This window comes from Bacillus sp. CECT 9360 (assembly GCF_918741275.1).
GTDB lineage: Bacteria > Bacillota > Bacilli > Bacillales > DSM-1321 > Peribacillus.
Window position 1 is genome coordinate 155,699 of the sequence record NZ_CAKKNA010000003.1, and the last position, 19,145, is coordinate 174,843.

Genomic DNA, 19,145 nt, shown 5'->3' on the forward strand with positions numbered 1-19,145 from the left:
AGTTTTTTGTTAGGCGTAATAAACAGCAATCCTATTTTCATTAATATTTTCAATATTGATATCCATTTCATAAATATCCCCTAAAACAGTGCTGTCAATCATGTCATCCGTAGCGCCTTCCTGAACAATTTTTCCTTCCTTAAGGGCCACAATATAATCTGAATAGCAGGAGGCAAAATTAATATCATGGATGACGATTACTACCGTCTTGCCCAGTTCATCCGTAAGCCTTCTTAAAACCTTCATAATTTGTACGGAATGCTTCATGTCCAGATTATTCAAAGGCTCATCAAGCAAAATATAATCCGTGTTCTGTGCAATGACCATGGCAATGTAGGCCCTCTGCTGCTGTCCGCCACTTAATTGATCAATGAATTTATCCTGAAAGGACTCCAGTTCCATATACTGAATCGCTTCATCCACGAAATGCCAATCTTCTTTTGTCAATCTTCCCTGTGAGTACGGGAAGCGTCCGAATGAAACAAGCTCCCGGATCGTCAGGCGAATATTAATGTGATTGGACTGCTTAAGGATCGAGACTTTCTTGGCAAGATCATTACTTTTGCACTCGCAAACATCGAGCCCATCAATCGTTATCTTACCGGTATCCATAGAAATGAGCCTTGAGATCATGGACAGCAAAGTACTTTTCCCCGCACCGTTTGGGCCGATGAAAGAAGTGATTTTGCCTTTTGCGATTTCCAAAGAAACGTTATCAACGACTGTCTTATTGCCATATTGTTTCGAGACATTGCTTACTTTTACCATGATTTATTCTCCTTTAATAGCAGATAGATGAAATACACACCGCCGATGAAATTAATGATGACGCTAAGCGTTGTTGAAAAGGTGAATACTCTTTCGACAATCAGAAGACCACCTGTCAAAGCAATGATGCTTATCAAAATAGAACCAAAGATTAAATAAGTATGCTGATAGGTTTTTAAGAATTGATAGGCTACATTCGCGACAAGCAAGCCTAGAAATGTGATCGGTCCGACCAAAGCGGTCGAGATCGAGATCAGGATGGCCACTGCAATCAAAAGCCGTTTAACGACATAATCATAATCAACGCCAAGATTAACAGCCTGCTCTTTACCGAGTGATAGAACGTTCAGGTACTTGATAAACCTCGCAAAGTAGATGGAGATCAGCAGGATGAGCACAATCGAGATCATTAGCAGGTCATTGTTGATATTATTAAAGCTCGCGAACATTCGATCCTGGATAATCTGGAACTCGTTTGGATCAATAATCACTTGCATAAATGATGAAAAGCTCTGGAATAACGTGCCCATGACCAGTCCTACTAGTAGAAGAAAGTAAATATTCTGCCCTTCCCGTTTGAAGAGAAACTTGTAAAGCAACCCTGCAAACAAAACCATAAAACCAACCGATATGAGAAAATTCACATTCGTATTCATAACGGTCAAGCTCGATGAACCGAAAACAAAAATTAGGAAAGTTTGGATCAGCATATACAGGGAATCGAGACCAATAATGCTTGGGGTAAGTATTCGGTTATGTGTAATGGTTTGAAACACGACGGTTGAAAAGGCGATTGCAGTTCCCGTCAAGACAATCGCAAGTATTTTAACGCTTCGTCTGGGAAGCACATATTCCCAGTGGTTCCCAAGCTCAGTAAAAAGGAAGACGATAATTAGGACGACGGCAATCGCTGCAAGTATGCCCATTTTGATGTTTTTATGCATATGCCTTTCTCCTTATCAATAAGTAAAGAAAAATGCCGCTTCCTATCACTCCGACCGTTAATCCAATCGGGATTTCATAAGGATAGATGATAAGCCTTCCTAATATGTCACAGAAAAGCAGGAAAACTGCACCTAACAAAGCTGTGTGTGAAAGGTTCTTTTTTAGATTGTCCCCCTGGTAAATGGAAACGATATTCGGAACAACCAGCCCCAAGAAAGGAATCATTCCAACCGTAAGCATGACTACCGTTGTGGACAAAGCAACAATCACCAGCCCGATGTTGACAACGAAGCGATAATTGAGGCCGAGATTTGTGGAGAACTCTTCACCCATGCCTGCTAAGGTAAACTGCCCAGCGAATATGTACGAAATGACGACTAAAGGAATGCTGATATAGATCATTTCATAACGCCCTGCCATGATCATGGAAAAATCACCGTGCAGCCATGAGGAAATACTCTGAATTAAATCATGCTTGTAGGCAAAAAACGTTGTAATCGAGCTAAGGATATTCCCAAACATCAGCCCTACAAGCGGAATGAAAATCGCATCTTTAAATTTGATTCTGTCAAGCAGACGCATAAACAGAAAAGTTCCTGCCAGAGCAAAAAGCGAAGCGACAAGCATTTGTTGCATCATCGTTGCGGATGAAAAAATAATAAGGGAAACAAGTATTCCGAGCCTTGCCGCGTCCATCGTTCCCGCTGTTGTAGGAGAAACAAATTTATTCCGGCTGAGCTGCTGCATGATCAATCCGCAAATGCTCATGCTTGCCCCTGCTATGATAAGGCTCACCAGTCTTGGCACTCTGCTGATCATCATGATTTCCCGCTGGTCCTCGCTTAAATGAAACAAGTCAAACGGGGTGATATCTTTTACACCAACAAACAATGATGTAATGGACAATATAATGAAGGCAATGATCAAATATCTCTTTTTCATGACGATTCCTGCACTTCCCTCAGCCAGGCTGGACTATTTCAGATAATGAGATTCATTATCATTTAAACTTAAAAAAATATCAATAATGAGATTCATTATCATTTTGAAAAATAAAAAAAGCATGGAACCTATTTTTCTCTTTAGTAATGATTTTCATTATCAATTAGACTATTACATGAATTATTGTAATTTTTTACGCTATTTATGTCAATCATTTTCACAAAATGTTAACAAGAAAAGCGCAAGCGCCCTGCAAGTAAAGAAGAACGACTAAGATCGCCACATCGTTATGTCTTCGTCGTTCTGACCCACATCCTGTGGAAGTCCGGAGAGAGGTAGGAAGAACACCTGCCTCTTAGGACCTCGAGGCCGACTAAAATCGCCACGGCCTTATGTCTTCGTCGGCACTAGCACGTCCTGTGCGTCGGGGCTGGGCTGCTTACGCTAGACATCAATACATGCAAGTTAAGTCCTGCACGTCGGAACTAGACAACCTATAGAGAAAGGAGGAAATGTTTCTTCCTCCTTTCCTTTCTATCCTTTTAGTTTTTGCTGAAGAAACACAAGCTCATCAGCGAGTTCGCTCAATCTTCGGTCTACATCACCATTTATAATTTCATTTTCATTATTAAAGCTGTCGTTTGAAACAAAAACATTTTTGCTGGCAACCAATGCTTTAAAGAATGAGAGAATCGGCCTTAACTGATTTTCTGCCACAAGTGAATGATGGTTTGATCCTGCTGTGGAAACATAGCCGATTACCTTTGATTCAAACACCGTTGTCGGCAGATGGTCGAAAAGATTTTTGAGTACCCCTGTAATCGATGCCTGATACACCGGAGTACCGATCACAAAGAAATCAGCTTCGACTATTTTCTCAATGACATTTTTCGTGTCGTCATTGTAGGATTCTAGCGGTTTCCCTACTACAAACTCAATCTGATAATCCCGTAAATCAATAAGCTCTATATCAAGATCCGGATCTTTTTGTTTTGCCCGAATTAAAACTTCATTTACGATTTTGGCTGTCTTGGCGCCAATCAATGCTCCCGAAATCCCCAGTAATTTCAATGTACTTCCTCCTATTGATAAACATTTGCTGCATGATATGTTATTTCCATTATAAACCGTGTAGACGCGATTTATGTATTTAAATGCTTGAAGTTAAGATACCATATTTCTCGGAAATTTTTCATTAAATTGCTTTTTGGTTTCCTCGACTAACCATAAACGGTAAACTATAAATGAAAGTAGTATCAATTTTGAGAATTATAATGATGAGGGAAGAAGATAATGTGAAATCATTTATCACGAAAATGTTCTCTAAAGAAAAACAAATAACCGTCGAATTCTGTGAGAATAACCTTGACCGATTTTTGAATGAAGAGACTTTTTCACTCTTCCAGCAGTTCCTGACCCAGCCAACCGTCAAGTATAAGGAATATGAATGCTTAAGTGAGTGCAAGCTTTGCAAACAGTCCCCATACGCCAAGGTCGATGGCGATATCATTACCGGCGAAAACCCGGATGACCTGTTGAACAAATTAAAAGAATATAAAACTAAAAGATAACGAATAAAGAAGCTAAGCGGTGTTCCGTCAACCGGGGCACTTTTTCCTTTCCTCCATTTTTTTGAAATAAATTGTTTGACATTTCGATTGATAGGAAATATAATTTATTTCATATTGTTATATCTTGAATTTGAGATATATGATTTAAATATTTTGAAGAAATTTGGAGGAGATTTATAATGGCAAAAACAAAATGGGTTGTAGACGCAGCACATAGTAGCATTGATTTTTCAGTTAAGCACATGATGGTAGCAAAAACAAAAGGAACTTTTCAAAAGTTTGACGCAGCAGTTGAAGCCGATCCAGCAGATTTGACTACTGCTAATATCGAATTCACAATCGATGTCTCAAGTATCGATACACGCAATGGCGATCGTGACGCTCACCTTCGTTCAGCAGATTTCTTTGATGTTGAAAAAAATCCATCTTTAACTTTCAAGTCAACAAAGATTGTAAAAACTGGTGCAGATGAGTATGATGTAACCGGCGATTTAACAATGCACGGAGTAACCCGTTCTGAAACATTCGCTATAACTTTCGAAGGCCAAGGAACAAATCCATGGGGTGCAGAAGTAGTCGGATTCAGCGGAAAAGGCACAATCAACCGCAGTGATTATAATCTTACTTACAATGCTGCACTTGAAACTGGCGGAGTCCTTATCGGTGACAAAATTACCGTCTCTCTAGAAATCGAAGCATCAAAAGAAGCATAATATTTAAAGCGAATGGAAGCACATCAGAGGCCTCCATTCGTTTTTTTTGTGGATTAATCACGGCTTATCTCGAGAAATTCCAATATTTCAGCATCAGGTCCTGTTGAGAAAAACGTTTTCCAGCCATTTGCAAGAAAATAAGGACCTTCCGTTATGTGATACCCATCTTTTTTAAGTCTGTTCAGCATCCGTTCCATATTCTTCACCTCAAAACAGAGATGTAACCTCATCCTCCCTAAGGTTACATATGCACTATATTGCGTTTGAATAAGTTCTATCCTGAAATCACCCAAAGTCAAAAAAGCGATTTTTTCTCCCATTAATTCAAATTGTGTTTCTTTTTCCAACCCCAGATAATCCTGATAGAATCTCCTTGATACTTCTATATCCTTCACTTCAAAAGCTATGTGGTGGAACTTCATGGCATTTTCCCCTCATATAATTAGATTCATGTCCCCAAATTCATGCCAAAGGTAGCCTTGATCAATAGCTTCTTGGTATGCACATATTAATTTATCCTCGCTGATGAAAGCTGCAAGCATATCTAAATGGCTGGCTTCAGGTTCATGAAACCCTGTTAATATCCCATCAATCATTTTTAATTGATACTTCGAATCAATGTAAAGTTTAGTAGAGCCCTCAAGTTTTCCGCTGCTTATTGACGATTCGATTGCACGGACTACAGTTGTCCCGACAGCAATGACTCTACCGCCTTCGTCTTTCGTTCGAAGGATGCTCGCCATCGTTTCTTCAGGTATTTTGTATTGTTCAACCTGATCAACAGGACCGAGGTGCCATTTATCTTCCAATAAATAGCTTAGTCCGGTATGAAGCTGTAAGAAAGCGATCTTGACTCCTTTTTGCTGAAGAGCAAGTAGAAGCTCCCAGCTGAAGGCTCTACCCGCAGACGGCATTTCCACTGAACCCGGGACCGTCCCATAAACGGTTTGATAATAATTCAAATCCCACGGTTGATGAATGTATTCATAACGCACCGGTTCACCCAAGCTATAGATATCATTGAATAGCTCAGAACCCGTTTTCGAAAAATGCAAAGTCTTAAGGGGGGAGTTTACCTTTACTCCCGTGACCTTTGCACAGAGGGAGTATGAAAAATGCAATGTATCACCAAGCTTCACTGTATCGGAAACGATTAACGACTCCCAAACCCCCTCATTTTTACGCCTGGCAAGCCTTACTTCCACATCTTCATGCACTGAAACGCCATTTCTTTTCATAGTAGCTTTTAAAATGGCCGGTATGGTCCGACTGTTATTCAACACGAGCATATCGCCCCCGTTAAGATACTGATCCAAATGAAAGAAAAGATCATGGTCCACCTCACCGGATACGCGGTCCAAGGTCATCATCCGCACCCGGTCTCTTCTAATCCCTCGACGTTCCGGCGGTGTACCGGCGTGTAAAGCTGGCGGCAGTTCAAATAATGTATATATAGATGCCATTATCCTTCTTCCTTTCGATTAAATTCCTGAGCTTCAAAACGCATGCCGTTGATGGCACTCAATTCTGTAGAAGCGAGATATAAGAAAACATCAACTACATCATTGGGGTTAGCTAGTGGATAATCGCAATCCGGAACTGCTAATGCATGCATATTCGTATCCATTTCTCCGGGGTCGACCATATTGACCCTTACATTTGTTCCTTTGACTTCATCTGCCCACGTTTGCGTAAGACCCTCGACAGCAAATTTAGAAACACCATATGCCCCCCAGCCAGCATAGCCTGTATGTCCTGCTTCAGATGTGAGATTAATGACAGCACCTTCATTCCTTTGCAGCATTCCGGCAATCACCCTTTTTGTTAGTAAAAAAGAACTGACTGTGTTGACCCGTATAACTTCCTGAAAATCTTCTTCCGGAAAATCCAATAATAATGGGATGGGGCTGGGACCTAACATCGAGGCATTATTTATCAGCACGTCGATCCTTCCGAAGAAGTCCTCTGCCATTGAGGTGAACCTTTCAACATCACGGGAAACCGACACATCAGCTGTAACCGCAAGAACTTCGGTGCCGAGCTCCTGCGCCTCTTTTTGAACCTTTAGCAAGTCGTCCTCCCCTCTCGCACAAATCGCAAGCTTCACTCCCTGTTTCGCAAAGGCTAACGTTAATGCCTTACCCAGGCCTTTTGAAGCGCCCGTAATCATAACCACTTTACCGACAAATGAGTTCACAAAAATCACTCCTGATCTACATTTATTAATCGCCTTCCTATATTCATCTTACGTTTTTGCTATCTTACATTCGTCGATAGAAAGTTTGAATGTTCCCTACAACTTTAGTCTGAGGGCTTAAAAATCCCCGATTTAAGATTCATAGTTTTACTAAGCGGGTTTACGGGAATTTAACTAGTAAAAGCTATGGAGGTTAACTATGAATAGAAATAATCTGCAAACATATTGGTTCGAAGATGATGGTGTCATTCCAAACAATCCTAATCTGCCCGTCCTGTTTTATCCCGGGGCATTTTCCGAGCAACCTGAACGGACAGAAGAAACGTTCAATAAGAATAATTGGCGAAATAGCTGGACAAATGGGGTTTTTGACTTTCATCATTATCACAGCAATGCACATGAAGTGCTCGGTGTAGTCCAAGGTACAGCCACACTCCAGCTTGGCGGCGAAAAAGGAAAAGCGGTTGACATAAAGAAAGGCGATGTAATCATCCTGCCGGCGGGAACCGGGCACAAAAGACTGCAATCCAGCGATGATTTCAAGATTGCGGGGGCTTATCCAGATGGAATGGGGCATAATCTCAAAACGGAAAAGGAGGAAGATAGGCTGTTTGCTTCTGAAGACATCTCCAAATTGCCCCTGCCTGATACCGATCCGGTTTTCGGAAACAACGGGCCATTGATGAAGGAATGGAATGTAAGATAGAATATTTCTAAAAAACCTCCCGCTAGCACCATGATGAGTGAAAAGCGGGAGGTTTATTAAATCTATCAATTTCTCAGGAATCATGTATGGTTCTGCTATGAAAGCTGATTAATTGCTATAGAAAATGCTCAAAATACCATATTGTTATGTTCGGTTACATATTTTAATCGGTTTCTGCTCGATTATTTGGATTTCTGCTCGATTATCGAATTTTCTGCTCGATTATTTGGATTTCTGCTCGATTATTGAATTTTCTGCTCGATTATTTGGATTTCTGCTCGCTTATTGAATTTTCTGCTCGATTATTTGGATTTCTGCTCGATTATTGAATTTCTGCTCGATTATTTGGATTTCTGCTCGATTATTGAATTTTCTGCTCGGTAACAGTTCACCACAGGTCAAAAAGCCTCCGTAATTAAACGGAGGCTTTTTCACATAAAGATTATTCAGCAACAATTTTCAATTTATCTTCTTCAATAACCGCTTTAAAATTCTTCACTTCCGGCTGTTCAAAGATAAAGTCAGCGATTCCATCTTCCAGATGCTCTTGGATGCTGCGGCGGAGCGGTCTCGCGCCGAATGCAGGATGGTAACCGAGCTCGGCTAATTTTTCTTTTGCTTCGACAGTTACTTCGAGTGCCAATCCTTCAGTTGAAAGTGTTTCATACAGGTCTTTCAACATAATATCAACGATTTGCAGCAAATCTTCTTTCTTCAATGCAGAGAACTCAATAATATTGTCAAATCGGTTTAAGAACTCAGGCTTAAAGTAATTTCCAAGTGATTGGAGGATGGTAGCCTCTTCCACCGCTGAGTTAGTACCGAAGCCCATTACCTTTCTCTTCTCGCTGACTCCTGCGTTACTAGTCATAATAATCACTGTATTCTTGAAGTTAACGGTACGTCCTTGGCTGTCAGTCAGGCGGCCGTCTTCAAGAATTTGCAGGAACATATGCATGACATCAGGATGAGCTTTTTCAATTTCATCCAACAGGATGATGCTATACGGCCTGCGGCGAACTTTTTCAGTCAGCTGCCCTGCTTCCTCGTGGCCAACATAACCAGGAGGTGAACCAATTAGCTTGGAAACGCTGTGTTTTTCCATGTATTCACTCATGTCAAGGCGGATCATTGCATCCTTGGAGCCGAATAGCTCTTCAGCTAGCGTTTTTGAAAGTTCCGTTTTACCGACACCTGTTGGTCCGACGAATAGGAAGGAACCAATCGGGCGGTTTTTGGACTTCAAGCCAGCCCGGCTTCTGCGGATCGCTTTAGCCACTTTCTTAACTGCTTCTTCCTGTCCGATTACCTTTTTAGAAAGTTCTTTCTGCAGGTGAACCATTTTTGCTTGTTCATCTTCCTGCAACTTGCCTACAGGGATGCCTGTTTTTTGCTCGATAATCTCTTGAATATGGTCTACTGTAACGACTGGGCGGACTGCCTGTTCATTTAATTGCAGCATTTCTTCAAGTTTTTCTTCTTCATCCCGAAGCTTAGCGGCTTCTTCATAAGCTTCTTTAGCAAGAGCCTGCTCTTTTTCCTTATTGATCTGGGCAAGGCGTCCTCTAATATCCTCTTCTTGGGCGCCTTCGATGGTCAAGTTCAATTTAGAACCGGCCTCGTCCATTAGATCAATGGCTTTGTCAGGAAGAAAACGATCCTGGATGTAGCGGTGTGAAAGTTCAACAGCTGCCTTAAGCGCTTCTTCACTAAATGAAACTTCATGGAAGGCTTCATACCGTTCCTTCAAGCCTTGCAGGATGGCATAAGCTTCTGCTGGAGTTGGCTCGTCAATATGAACAGGTTGGAAACGGCGTTCGAGAGCTGCATCCTTTTCGATTTTTCGATATTCAGCCAGTGTAGTTGCACCGACAAGCTGAAGCTCACCGCGTGCAAGCGCTGGCTTCAGGATATTTCCTGCATCCATTGACCCTTCAGCGGAACCGGCACCGACAATTTGATGAATTTCATCGATAAATAAGATCGTGTTCTTTCTTTCCTGTAATTCGGAAATTAGCTGCTTCATCCGTTCCTCAAATTGTCCGCGGATGCCTGTATTGGAAACAAGGGATGCAACATCAAGCAAATAGACTTCCTTAGAAAGCAATTTAGCTGGTACGTTGCCTTCCACTATTTTTGATGCAAGTCCTTCTGCAACTGCAGTTTTACCTACACCTGGTTCCCCGATCAACACAGGATTGTTTTTATTTCTTCTATTTAATATTTCAATTAAACGCTTAACTTCCTCATCACGGCCAATAACCGGATCAATAAGGCCCGCTTTAGCATTCTGGGTAAGGTTCCGTCCGTATTGGTCAAGTAACCCATTACCGCTGCGCCCGCCGCCCCCGGCAGGTTTCGCTTTATTATTTTGAATGCCTGAATCCATATGGTTAGGTTGGCCAAATGATTTAAAGAAATCATCTAAAGGAAATCCGTTATGTGGTCCCATATTCATGCCTCCCATAGCTGCTCCCATTTTATTGTGTTCTTCTTTATAGCAAGTGGAGCACAAATTAAAACTCTGTTGATGGCCATTTACACTTACATGCAACGAAATAGCTGCTGGATTACTATGACACTTCTCACAATTCATATTTGACTCCTCCTTTAATTTCTGTTCAATGCATAGAAAGTCATTGCTAGTTTTTGTTTTTGACTTTGACTTTCTTTGACCTTGTGAAATTATTATAACCTGACCTTTTTTGACTTTCAACTATTTTGTTTATTGATTAAAAAAATATTTCTATTCTATTGAACAGAAGTGTTAAAGGTCTGACAGGATTATAATCTCCCTTAAAAACTGAATGTCTTTATATATTTTCCCTTTAATATTAATATCGCGGCAATTGGAGTATTCAACGGACAGCTTATCGAGTTCTTTTTTAAATATGAACAATTCATCTCGTTGTATCATTTCGATGCTCCTATCGAAATTACTTTATTTGACATTATATTACCCGAAATTCGATTTATAAAACGTAAAGGAAAGAAAAAGAGCAATGACGGCTGTCATTGCTTGTAAAGAAAAATTGCTATTTTCATGGTTTTAATTATGTGCACCAATGGCTTGAGACAGTGTGGATTTAATGGATACTTTGTCGAAAGGAATTCCGAGCTTTACAGCCGTTGAGGCGATCTCCGGCCGAAGCCCGGATAGAGTTGTTGTTACCCCGATCAGGTTTAGTGCTTCGATTAATTGAAAGATCTGGTGAGCTACCATTGTATCAATTATAGCCACTCCGGATAAATCAATATAAAGCTGGTCAACCCCTTTTTCGGCACATTGCTCTAACGTATTTTCGAGCATGAATTTTGCACGGGCGGTATCGATATCGCCAACTAAAGGAAGCAATGCGGCATTATTATTGAGTGTAATAACTGGAGAACTTAATTCGTTGATTAATTCCTGCTGACTTTGCAGTTTATGGAGAGAATATTTATGGTTTTCTTCCACGAACCACAGGATCACTTCGCCAAAAGTTTTCACAATCATTCGATTCCAGGATTCAATTGTCTCCAAAGAGTATTTCCCTTCGTGTATGGCAATAAATTCTTTAATAAAATCGAGATATTGTTCCTGGACTCTAAAAAACTCTCTCATCACGAACTGAACCGGTGTATTTATATGCTCCTCATCTTGCGCAACTTCAACGATCCATTTCTCAAAATCCTTAATGAGCTTGGACTTTTCTTCAACAAAGATCTTACAAAAATGTAAATGAAATTCATAATTTTGTTGTTTTACTGCTTTAACTGTCTCGGGATCTGTAGAAGCATAAACTCCTTTGGAGTCACTTTTGTCCAATGATTCATACCATTCCTCAGTCAGCTCCCAGGCTTTATCTAATAAGAATGTATACAATTCCTGATTTCTATGCATCCTCTCATCCCTTCTTAAAACTCAGTGAAACTATCTATTAAAATAGTATATGTTATATGTTACATGCTCAGGTACTCATTTTAACTTATAGGAATTTGAAAAGTCCATTTTTAACATATAAAGGATGAAAGGAAATCTATTTAGATAGTAGAGGGGATTATCAAGGCTCGCCAACAGAGCTGTTTGCTTTTAGTTCTAACTTTGGACTAGCTTTGCAAGCCGCTTAGGAGCCGTTCGAAGGTATCCTTCGGTTATGAAGCTCTCCAAGTCATCCCACTCGGGGACAACAGTAAAATCGAAAGAAGTCCATCCATGCTGACCAATATACGGAGTTTTAGAGAAGCCTTCCTTCTGTAAAAGAAACTCTTGTGTTTCTGGAAGCGTCTTGACAGCTATCGAAAGCCTCTCTTCTTCACCCATCATCACAAAAGGCTTGTCTTTCACACGAAACGACGTATGGCCAAAAGAATCTACTTCCTCAAACACTTCAGGGAATTCCATGCAAATTCCTCTTACTTTATCAAGAATTTCTATAGCTTCTTCAGATTTTACCCTTTTATCATGATCGGTTTTCGTCCAAACCGGTCGGATAAATGCCCGCCAACAAAGCCGCCGACCGTTCCCATTAACGGACTGATTCCTATTGTCAATCCTATAAGCAAAGGGTGAAGCTCCATTTTTGACAAATATATTGCCAGAAACGGGAGCGTCATAAATGAAGCCCCCCTTGCTAAAACCGTTCCAATTAACAATACCCATACGATTATATGAAATTGGCTGATATAACTTTTTATCCGGCTCACCGCTGCGCTCCTCTAGCCTAATGAATTTGAGTTGTATTTGGGTAACTCCCCTCCAAATCATAATGCTTTCATCGTCTATAAGTAAATAATCGATTTTTTATATAATTGCATTAGAAACGCTTATCGCTTTAATGAAATATAAATATCAACTTGACTGTTCTCAGGATCTGCACATCGTTCATCATATACTTCAAAATCCGTAAGGAATGCTCGTTTATTATTTTTGGACCACTCCCAAATATACTGCCACGCTTCCACGACAATTTCTTGAATCGGTCCCTTTCTTGTCGTGAACACGATATATTCGTTTTCCGGTATTTCAAATTCGTTCATTTCAGCTGGAACTGCATCACTACTCATTACCTCAGCGCCGATAACAAAAGAATAAGAACCATTTTCATCTGATTCATAATCCGTATAAGCAGCTAACACGGTTTTGTTCTTTTTATTTTGGGTCGTTTCTAACCAGTTCTGGTTATAAAAGCTTTCCCATAATGCCGGAATTACGCCTTCGCCCTTCATCTCTGCTTCGTTTGTTGTTTTTACAGCTCTTCCGATTAACTTTAAATGTCCTAATGTAGTTAATTTACTTTCGATAAGTGATGATGACATGTACAACCCTCCATTTTGAATATAACAGTATGGATAATAATACCATAAAATCAGTCATCCTTATGAAAATAATTGATGAATCTGGTTAAAGACAAAACCTTGTAATTTTAAAAAGATCATCCAGCCGCCGACTCCCAGTATGATTGCCAGCAAAAACGGCAAAGAGTATTTCAATGAAAGAGCTACAATCAGGATCAGAATAATCGTGCCAGGCAATCCGTATAAAACGCCAAAGAGAAAATTTCCAAGATTGCTTGCTGGTTCCCCTTGCACGTATAACCAAAAAAGACTTAATAAACTGACTAGCGGCAGGGCAGCAATAATTCCTCCATATTTCGGGTATTGTTTCGCTATCAAGGTAACGATAGCAATAATCAAAGCAGAAACGAGTGTCTTAACGACGAAATTCATGAATAGCCACCTGCCTCAGTAATTCAAATGAGTGATAAATTTGATCGCACTGTTCTTCAGTTAATCTCCCAAAAACCATTTTTAGTTTTTCTTTATCCAGTTCAGTGTTTTTTTCCAATACCGACTTCCCTTCAGCAGTAAGCTCAATATAAACGATCCTCTTATCTCCTTCTTGCTTATATTTTCTTACATAACCTTTTTGCAATAATCTTTTAATATGTTCAGAAGCCGTATTATGGGAGATGCCCATTGTATCAGCTAAAATTTGAACAGTTACGTATTGATTTTTATGCATGGTCTGCATGCACCTAATGTTTTGGTGAGTTAGATTTTCTTTATGTTCGTAATGCAGCAAATAATAAATATCGGTCCAAGCTTCATTTATTGATTGAATGTCCAAAGGATTCTACCTCCAATAATATATCGTATTATACGATATATTATAAACATTTTTTCCCCGCCTGTAAAATAAGCCCTCTTTTTGTACGGTATTAGTTAAGTAGGTCGCGTCGAAAAATGGTAGTTCTTGTCGAGAAATCGATATATCGGAAAAGTTGATAATAAATAGGCTGAAATTGATAATAAACTGCGAATCTCGATAATAAATCATAAAAACTCGATAATAAAAATGTCTGGGGCCGCTCACCAATTAGAGCACCCCTACACATTCTTAATAATGAAAGGAACCTCCATTAAATCATTAATAATATAATCAGCCTGGACATTTGTCCATTGTTTATCTTCCTTCCAGATCGCTTTAATCCCTGCATTTTGTGCTGCTTTTACATCATTTTCGGGATGGTCTCCAACGAAAAGGCACTCTTCCGCCGATACGTTTAGCTTCCGCATAGCTCTTTCGAAAATCTCAGCGTCCGGTTTTTTAATGCCTTCCCATTCTGAAATTAAGATGCTATCAAAATAATCTTTAATCTCTAGAGCTTGTATATTATCCATTTGAAATTGGCCTTTTCCATTTGTAATCATGCCTAAAAGGAGCGAATTGCTTTTTAATTCATTTAGCATTTCGATTAGATTGGGAAATCCAATGCAGCTGCTCTTAAAATGATTTAAATAATCCTGAAGTAACATTTCCCACGTTAATCCTTGAATATCACATTCACGGACCATTTCGCGATAAACTTTATCCTTCCAAACATATCCCCGGCAATCCAGCTCGATAAATCTAGAAGAATATTCATCTTTCTTTATATGAGCCAGCCATTTGTTCAGTCGATCATACTGATTATCGATAAATTTCTTAACAGAAGCATCCCGATTTAGCAAAGTGCCATCCAGATCAAATAGAACTGCCTTAATCATAGTTTCACCTCTTTTTCGGTTATATGAACCAGGCTTTTTTCAATAATCCAATGCCCTCATCAATCTGTAATTCCGTCAATCCTCCGTAACCAAGTAATATCTTTGGATGTTGGATATTATCTTTGTTTTGTTGATAGATCGTTGTTGGATAAACCCTAATATCTTTCATCGCAGCCGTCCGGATTAATTCATCTTCAGACATGTTGTTGTGAACTTCTAAGAGAATATGCAATCCTGATTTATCGCCAATGATTGTTACTTGATTGTTAAAATTTTTTTCAATTGCTGAGAGCAATACAGTATGTTTTCTTCGATATATATTTCTCATTTTATTTAAATGCCGCTCCCAATGGCCATCTAGCATAAATTGATAGAGCGTGTTTTGGTTTAGCCGGGAAACGGTTTGTTTATAAAGTTGAAACTTTTCATGATACTTCCTAGCTAGGTCAGGTGGCAAAATCATATAGCTAATCCGGATGGAAGGGATTAAAGATTTAGAAAAAGTCCCAAGATAGATAACCCTTCCATGAGCATCCAGTCCTTGGAGAGATGGGATCGGTTTACCCACATGCCGAAATTCCCCGTCGTAATCATCCTCAATAATATAGCCGTTTTTTTCTTCCGCCCATTTCAATAACTCCATTCTTCTCGTAATGGGCATGACGTTTCCATTCGGAAATTGATGGGAGGGTGTTACATAAACAATCCGGGCATTGCTATCTTTTAAATGACGGATGCTGATTCCTTCCTCATCCAATGGTATGTGCTTTAACCCGACTCCCTGGTCTTCCAGCACCGTTCTGATTCTGTGAAAACCGGGGTCCTCCATGGAATAGATGGGTTCTTTGCCTATTACCAAACATAGCAGGCCGATTAAATATTGCGTTCCTGCCCCAATAATCACTTGATCCCGCGCGCAACGCACACCTCTCGATTGGAAAAGGTATTTTGCAATTTCCTCCCGAAGTAACACTTCACCTTGGGAATCTCCGCTTAAAAATAATTCACGTTCTTCGAAATATAGACTTTGCTGTGTCAGCTTTCTCCATATAGAAAATGGGAAATGATCCAAATCAACTTTTCCATGATTAAAATCAATTTTATACTTCTTTTCATCGTTTTTTTCTTTTATGTATTGTGTTTCAGGTGATTGGAAGAAAATCGCATCTTCCTCCAATTTATTTACGAATATCCCTTTTCGTGATTTCGCTTCCACATATCCCTCTGCGTTCAATTGCTGATAGGCAGCCTCGACTGTATTTTGGCTAATCTCAAGATGGTTTGACAGCTTTCTTTTGGAGGGCAATTTTGTTCCCGCGCTTATGCCGCCGCTTTGGATTTCCTTCTTTATGTATTCGTAAAGTTGCATATATAACGGTGTACTATTGGATCTGTCTAAGTCAGGAGTTATCTCAAACATCTGGCTCCACCTCCATAAACTGATACCATCAATTATATCAAATCTGGAACTTAACGGAGGTTCAGATTTGCCATATAATCAGTGTAAATAAAAGGGGGAGTGAATTTGATGAAAATAAAAGAACTAACTAATGAAAGTGAATGGAAGCAAGCTTTTCCAGTTATGAAGCAGCTAAGAACTCATCTAGACGAAAAAACTTATCTTTATTTAGTGAAAGAATCACAGGAAAAAGATGATTATAAAATGTTTGCACTATTTGAAGAGGGTAAGATTGCTGCTGTTACGGGGTTTATGCCAATGGTTACTTTGTACAACGGCCGCTTTATTTGGGTGTGCGATTTGGTTACAGACCAAAACCAACGATCGAAAAATTATGGGGAACAACTTCTTTCTTATGTTCATAAATGGGCACAGGAAAATGGATATCATCTTGTTTCGTTATCATCTGGATTACAAAGGGCTGATGCCCACCGCTTCTATGAAGAGAAAATGAACTATGATAAAACCAGTTATGTTTTTGTTAAAAAAGTCTAAAAAAATGGCCGGGTGGACATCCCCCGGCTTTTAGATTATCTTCCAGTATCGGCAAATTGTTTGATACGTTCCCCGATTTGATCGCGCACACGCTGGAACACAGACCATTTCTCTTCATCAGATCCTTGTGCTTTTGCCGGATCATCAAAACCCCAGTGATCTCGTTTTACATGGGGCGGTGTCGTCGGGCACTTATTCTCTGCATCTCCGCATAATGTCACTACAAAATCAGCACTGTTCAAGATTTCAGGGTCAATGATATCTGACGTCTGATTCGAAATATCAATATCCACTTCTTTCATTGCTTTAACGGCATTTGGATTTAAGCCGTGTGCTTCAATCCCGGCACTAAGGACCTGCCATTCGTCCCCTAAATACTTTTTACCCCATCCTTCCGCCATCTGGCTGCGGCAAGAATTACCTGTACATAGAAAATAAATTGTCTTTTTAGCCATGTTTGTTTTCTCCTTTGTTTAATGAATAATAAGCAACCATACATACAGTCCAACAAGTGTAATGAACAATGTTGGAATAGTTAAGATAATTCCTGTTTTAAAATAAGTACCCCATGAGATTTTTACACCTTTTAATGATAATACATGTAACCACAATAACGTTGCTAATGAACCAATTGGCGTAATTTTTGGACCTAAGTCCGAACCAATCACATTAGCATATATAAGTGCTTCTCTAATTACTCCAGTTGTATTCGTATCGGAAATAGCAAGTGCGTCAATCATCACGGTTGGCATATTATTCATAACGGATGAGAGGATCGCTGCAATGAATCCCATCCCAATCGTGGCGGCGAACAAACCTTGATCGGCTGTCCGTTGAATGAGCGCAGCTAAAACATCCGTTAGCCCCTCATTTCGTAAGCTATACACAACCACGTACATCCCGATCGAGAAAAAGACAATGGCCCACGGTGCACCTTTTATCACAGTTTCAGTATTAACGGCAGGGCTTCTTCTAGCCATCAGAAGGAAAAAAATAGCGACAATACCCGCAATGATGGAGACAGGAATTCCTGTGAACTCACTGGCAAAATAACCGATAAGCAAAACCCCTAATACAATCCATGATAATTTAAACATCTTTTCATCCCGAATGGCTTCGACAGGCTTTTTCAAGTCTGATACATCATAATTTTTCGGTATACTCTTACGGAAGAAAAGGTATAAGACCAAGATACTCGCTGCTAGTGAGAACAAGTTGGGCACGATCATTCTTGAAGCAAACTCGACAAAACCAATACCGAAAAAGTCTGCAGATACAATATTTACAAGATTGCTTACAACTAAAGGCAGGGAAGTTGTATCCGCAATGAAACCACTAGCCATGATAAATGGGAAGACCATTTTTTCACTGAAATTCAAGTTGCGGACCATAGCTAAAACAATGGGTGTAAGAATAAGAGCCGCACCATCGTTTGCGAATAAGGCAGCAACTAATGCTCCCAAAATACTTACATACACAAACATTCTGACGCCATTTCCCTTAGCTGCACGAGCCATATGTAAAGCTGACCATTCAAAGAAACCAATTTCATCTAGAATAAGCGAAATAATGATAATGGCAATAAACGCTAACGTGGCATTCCATACAATTGATGTCACATCTAGTACATCACTAAAATCAACTACGCCGACAAGCAGAGCTAAAATAGCACCTCCACATGCCGACCAGCCAATACCTAACCCTTTCGGCTGCCAGATGACTAGCGTTAAAGTGGCTAAAAAGATTAGAATGGCTAAAATCGTAGAAACCATTATTGTTAAACCTCCGCTGTTTTGTCTTCTACCTGAGATATTATTTTTTCCATCGCAAGTACATCGACAAATTTACCTTCGAGAATTCCATGCTCTTTAAAAACTCCAACCTCCTGGTATCCTAAACGTCGATACAGGTTTTGTCCCAATGCATTGAAAGGGAAGGTGAAGAGAACAATTTTATGGAATTGGTTTTCCATCGCTTTTTCTTCCATGGATGATAATAGCACCTTTCCGATTCCCTTGCCACGTTCATCACGGTTTATGTAGATGGATAGATCTGCAACCCCTGCATAAGCACATCGATTATTATAAGGATTCAACGATGCCCATCCTACCACTTTGTTGCCGAGTTCTGCGACAATCACCTTGTACCTTTCCTGATGATCGTTGAACCAATCGTTCATATAAGCCACATCTTTTTTCTCTGTTTCTAATGTAGCGATGTGATCCTCAATCCCTTGGTTATAAATGTCCAGGATATACGGTACATCGGATAGTTCTGCTTCTCTGATAATTAGCGATTCACCCATAATCTTCTCTCCTCA

The 19,145-nt window shown here is 39.9% G+C and carries 24 protein-coding genes; 4 read left to right on the top strand and 20 right to left on the bottom strand.

Translation table 11 applies throughout. The features are described 5' to 3' along the window. Nucleotides 1-9: 9 nt before the first annotated feature. From LQ216_RS04640 to LQ216_RS04655, 4 genes are all read right to left on the bottom strand, one after another. A complete protein-coding gene (locus tag LQ216_RS04640) occupies nucleotides 10-768 on the bottom strand; it encodes an ABC transporter ATP-binding protein (protein WP_230127170.1) in 759 nt (252 codons plus the stop codon). Then, entirely contained in the window at nucleotides 762-1,712 is a 951-nt protein-coding gene (locus LQ216_RS04645) for an iron chelate uptake ABC transporter family permease subunit (RefSeq protein WP_230127172.1), read from the bottom strand. Before LQ216_RS04645 ends, LQ216_RS04640 begins: the two co-directional genes overlap by 7 nt. Further along, nucleotides 1,705-2,655 (bottom strand): ABC transporter permease, encoded by a 951-nt coding sequence (locus tag LQ216_RS04650; protein WP_230127173.1) that lies wholly within the window; start codon nucleotides 2,653-2,655, stop codon nucleotides 1,705-1,707. The genes LQ216_RS04645 and LQ216_RS04650 overlap by 8 nt, the downstream gene beginning before the upstream one ends. 534 nt (nucleotides 2,656-3,189) lie before the next feature. Then, nucleotides 3,190-3,726 carry an NAD(P)H-dependent oxidoreductase gene (locus tag LQ216_RS04655; protein WP_230127175.1) on the bottom strand — a complete coding sequence of 179 codons (537 nt, stop codon included), beginning with the start codon at nucleotides 3,724-3,726 and terminating at the stop codon, nucleotides 3,190-3,192. Nucleotides 3,727-3,950: 224 nt separating this feature from the next. Between LQ216_RS04655 and LQ216_RS04660 the strand changes: the two genes are divergently transcribed. Next, nucleotides 3,951-4,226, top strand: coding sequence for a DUF1450 domain-containing protein (locus tag LQ216_RS04660; protein ID WP_230127177.1), 276 nt, complete (start codon nucleotides 3,951-3,953; stop codon nucleotides 4,224-4,226). A gap of 179 nt (nucleotides 4,227-4,405) precedes the next feature. After that, entirely contained in the window at nucleotides 4,406-4,939 is a 534-nt protein-coding gene (locus LQ216_RS04665) for a YceI family protein (protein ID WP_230127179.1), read from the top strand. A 53-nt stretch (nucleotides 4,940-4,992) separates the two neighbouring features. Here LQ216_RS04665 and LQ216_RS04670 read toward each other — a convergent pair whose 3' ends face one another. Genes LQ216_RS04670 through LQ216_RS04680 form a run of 3 tightly spaced genes read right to left on the bottom strand, consistent with a single transcriptional unit; the run spans nucleotide 4,993 to nucleotide 7,136 of the window. Next, the gene (locus tag LQ216_RS04670; RefSeq protein ID WP_230127181.1) at nucleotides 4,993-5,361 is read right to left on the bottom strand and encodes a VOC family protein; all 369 of its coding nucleotides are present in this window, start codon (nucleotides 5,359-5,361) and stop codon (nucleotides 4,993-4,995) included. 12 nt (nucleotides 5,362-5,373) lie between these two features. Continuing rightward, the gene (locus LQ216_RS04675) at nucleotides 5,374-6,402 is read right to left on the bottom strand and encodes an S-adenosylmethionine:tRNA ribosyltransferase-isomerase (protein WP_230127183.1); all 1,029 of its coding nucleotides are present in this window, start codon (nucleotides 6,400-6,402) and stop codon (nucleotides 5,374-5,376) included. After that, nucleotides 6,402-7,136: an SDR family oxidoreductase gene (locus tag LQ216_RS04680; protein ID WP_354958433.1), complete on the bottom strand. Its 735-nt coding sequence runs from the start codon at nucleotides 7,134-7,136 to the stop codon at nucleotides 6,402-6,404. Before LQ216_RS04680 ends, LQ216_RS04675 begins: the two co-directional genes overlap by 1 nt. Nucleotides 7,137-7,335: 199 nt before the next feature. Between LQ216_RS04680 and LQ216_RS04685 the strand changes: the two genes are divergently transcribed. Next, entirely contained in the window at nucleotides 7,336-7,842 is a 507-nt protein-coding gene (locus LQ216_RS04685; protein WP_230127185.1) for a cupin domain-containing protein, read from the top strand. A gap of 442 nt (nucleotides 7,843-8,284) precedes the next feature. Here the strand turns inward: LQ216_RS04685 and LQ216_RS04690 are convergent, their stop codons facing one another. From LQ216_RS04690 to LQ216_RS04735, 10 genes are all read right to left on the bottom strand, one after another. Beyond that, complete coding sequence (locus tag LQ216_RS04690) at nucleotides 8,285-10,438, bottom strand: ATP-dependent Clp protease ATP-binding subunit (RefSeq protein ID WP_230127187.1); 2,154 nt, start codon at nucleotides 10,436-10,438, stop codon at nucleotides 8,285-8,287. Nucleotides 10,439-10,609: 171 nt separating this feature from the next. Next, nucleotides 10,610-10,759: a hypothetical protein gene (locus LQ216_RS04695; RefSeq protein WP_230127189.1), complete on the bottom strand. Its 150-nt coding sequence runs from the start codon at nucleotides 10,757-10,759 to the stop codon at nucleotides 10,610-10,612. A 132-nt stretch (nucleotides 10,760-10,891) separates the two neighbouring features. Then, nucleotides 10,892-11,725 (bottom strand): STAS domain-containing protein, encoded by an 834-nt coding sequence (locus LQ216_RS04700; RefSeq protein ID WP_230127192.1) that lies wholly within the window; start codon nucleotides 11,723-11,725, stop codon nucleotides 10,892-10,894. 195 nt (nucleotides 11,726-11,920) lie between these two features. Continuing rightward, nucleotides 11,921-12,226: an MmcQ/YjbR family DNA-binding protein gene (locus LQ216_RS04705; RefSeq protein ID WP_230127194.1), complete on the bottom strand. Its 306-nt coding sequence runs from the start codon at nucleotides 12,224-12,226 to the stop codon at nucleotides 11,921-11,923. A gap of 47 nt (nucleotides 12,227-12,273) precedes the next feature. Further along, the gene (locus LQ216_RS04710) at nucleotides 12,274-12,528 is read right to left on the bottom strand and encodes an MFS transporter (RefSeq protein WP_230127195.1); all 255 of its coding nucleotides are present in this window, start codon (nucleotides 12,526-12,528) and stop codon (nucleotides 12,274-12,276) included. A gap of 120 nt (nucleotides 12,529-12,648) precedes the next feature. Next, nucleotides 12,649-13,140 carry a GyrI-like domain-containing protein gene (locus tag LQ216_RS04715; RefSeq protein ID WP_230127197.1) on the bottom strand — a complete coding sequence of 164 codons (492 nt, stop codon included), beginning with the start codon at nucleotides 13,138-13,140 and terminating at the stop codon, nucleotides 12,649-12,651. A gap of 60 nt (nucleotides 13,141-13,200) precedes the next feature. Beyond that, entirely contained in the window at nucleotides 13,201-13,551 is a 351-nt protein-coding gene (locus LQ216_RS04720) for a DUF3147 family protein (protein WP_230127199.1), read from the bottom strand. Then, entirely contained in the window at nucleotides 13,535-13,951 is a 417-nt protein-coding gene (locus tag LQ216_RS04725; protein WP_230127201.1) for a MarR family transcriptional regulator, read from the bottom strand. Before LQ216_RS04725 ends, LQ216_RS04720 begins: the two co-directional genes overlap by 17 nt. Before the next feature lie 260 nt (nucleotides 13,952-14,211). Then, complete coding sequence (locus tag LQ216_RS04730) at nucleotides 14,212-14,871, bottom strand: HAD-IA family hydrolase (RefSeq protein ID WP_230127203.1); 660 nt, start codon at nucleotides 14,869-14,871, stop codon at nucleotides 14,212-14,214. Nucleotides 14,872-14,890: 19 nt separating this feature from the next. Next, nucleotides 14,891-16,291, bottom strand: a complete 1,401-nt coding sequence (locus tag LQ216_RS04735; RefSeq protein ID WP_230127205.1) for a PLP-dependent aminotransferase family protein — start codon at nucleotides 16,289-16,291, stop codon at nucleotides 14,891-14,893. Between the two features lie 108 nt (nucleotides 16,292-16,399). On the opposite strand from LQ216_RS04735, the gene LQ216_RS04740 reads away from it, so the two are divergent. Beyond that, nucleotides 16,400-16,825: a GNAT family N-acetyltransferase gene (locus tag LQ216_RS04740; protein WP_230127207.1), complete on the top strand. Its 426-nt coding sequence runs from the start codon at nucleotides 16,400-16,402 to the stop codon at nucleotides 16,823-16,825. A 35-nt stretch (nucleotides 16,826-16,860) separates the two neighbouring features. Here LQ216_RS04740 and arsC read toward each other — a convergent pair whose 3' ends face one another. The 3 genes from arsC to LQ216_RS04755 are packed head-to-tail and all read right to left on the bottom strand — an operon-like array spanning nucleotide 16,861 to nucleotide 19,130. Continuing rightward, entirely contained in the window at nucleotides 16,861-17,280 is a 420-nt protein-coding gene (gene arsC, locus LQ216_RS04745) for an arsenate reductase (thioredoxin) (protein WP_230127209.1), read from the bottom strand. Between the two features lie 18 nt (nucleotides 17,281-17,298). Then, nucleotides 17,299-18,597, bottom strand: a complete 1,299-nt coding sequence (locus tag LQ216_RS04750) for an arsenic transporter (protein ID WP_230127211.1) — start codon at nucleotides 18,595-18,597, stop codon at nucleotides 17,299-17,301. Nucleotides 18,598-18,602: 5 nt separating this feature from the next. Continuing rightward, complete coding sequence (locus LQ216_RS04755; RefSeq protein ID WP_230127213.1) at nucleotides 18,603-19,130, bottom strand: arsinothricin resistance N-acetyltransferase ArsN1 family A; 528 nt, start codon at nucleotides 19,128-19,130, stop codon at nucleotides 18,603-18,605. Nucleotides 19,131-19,145: the final 15 nt, after the last annotated feature.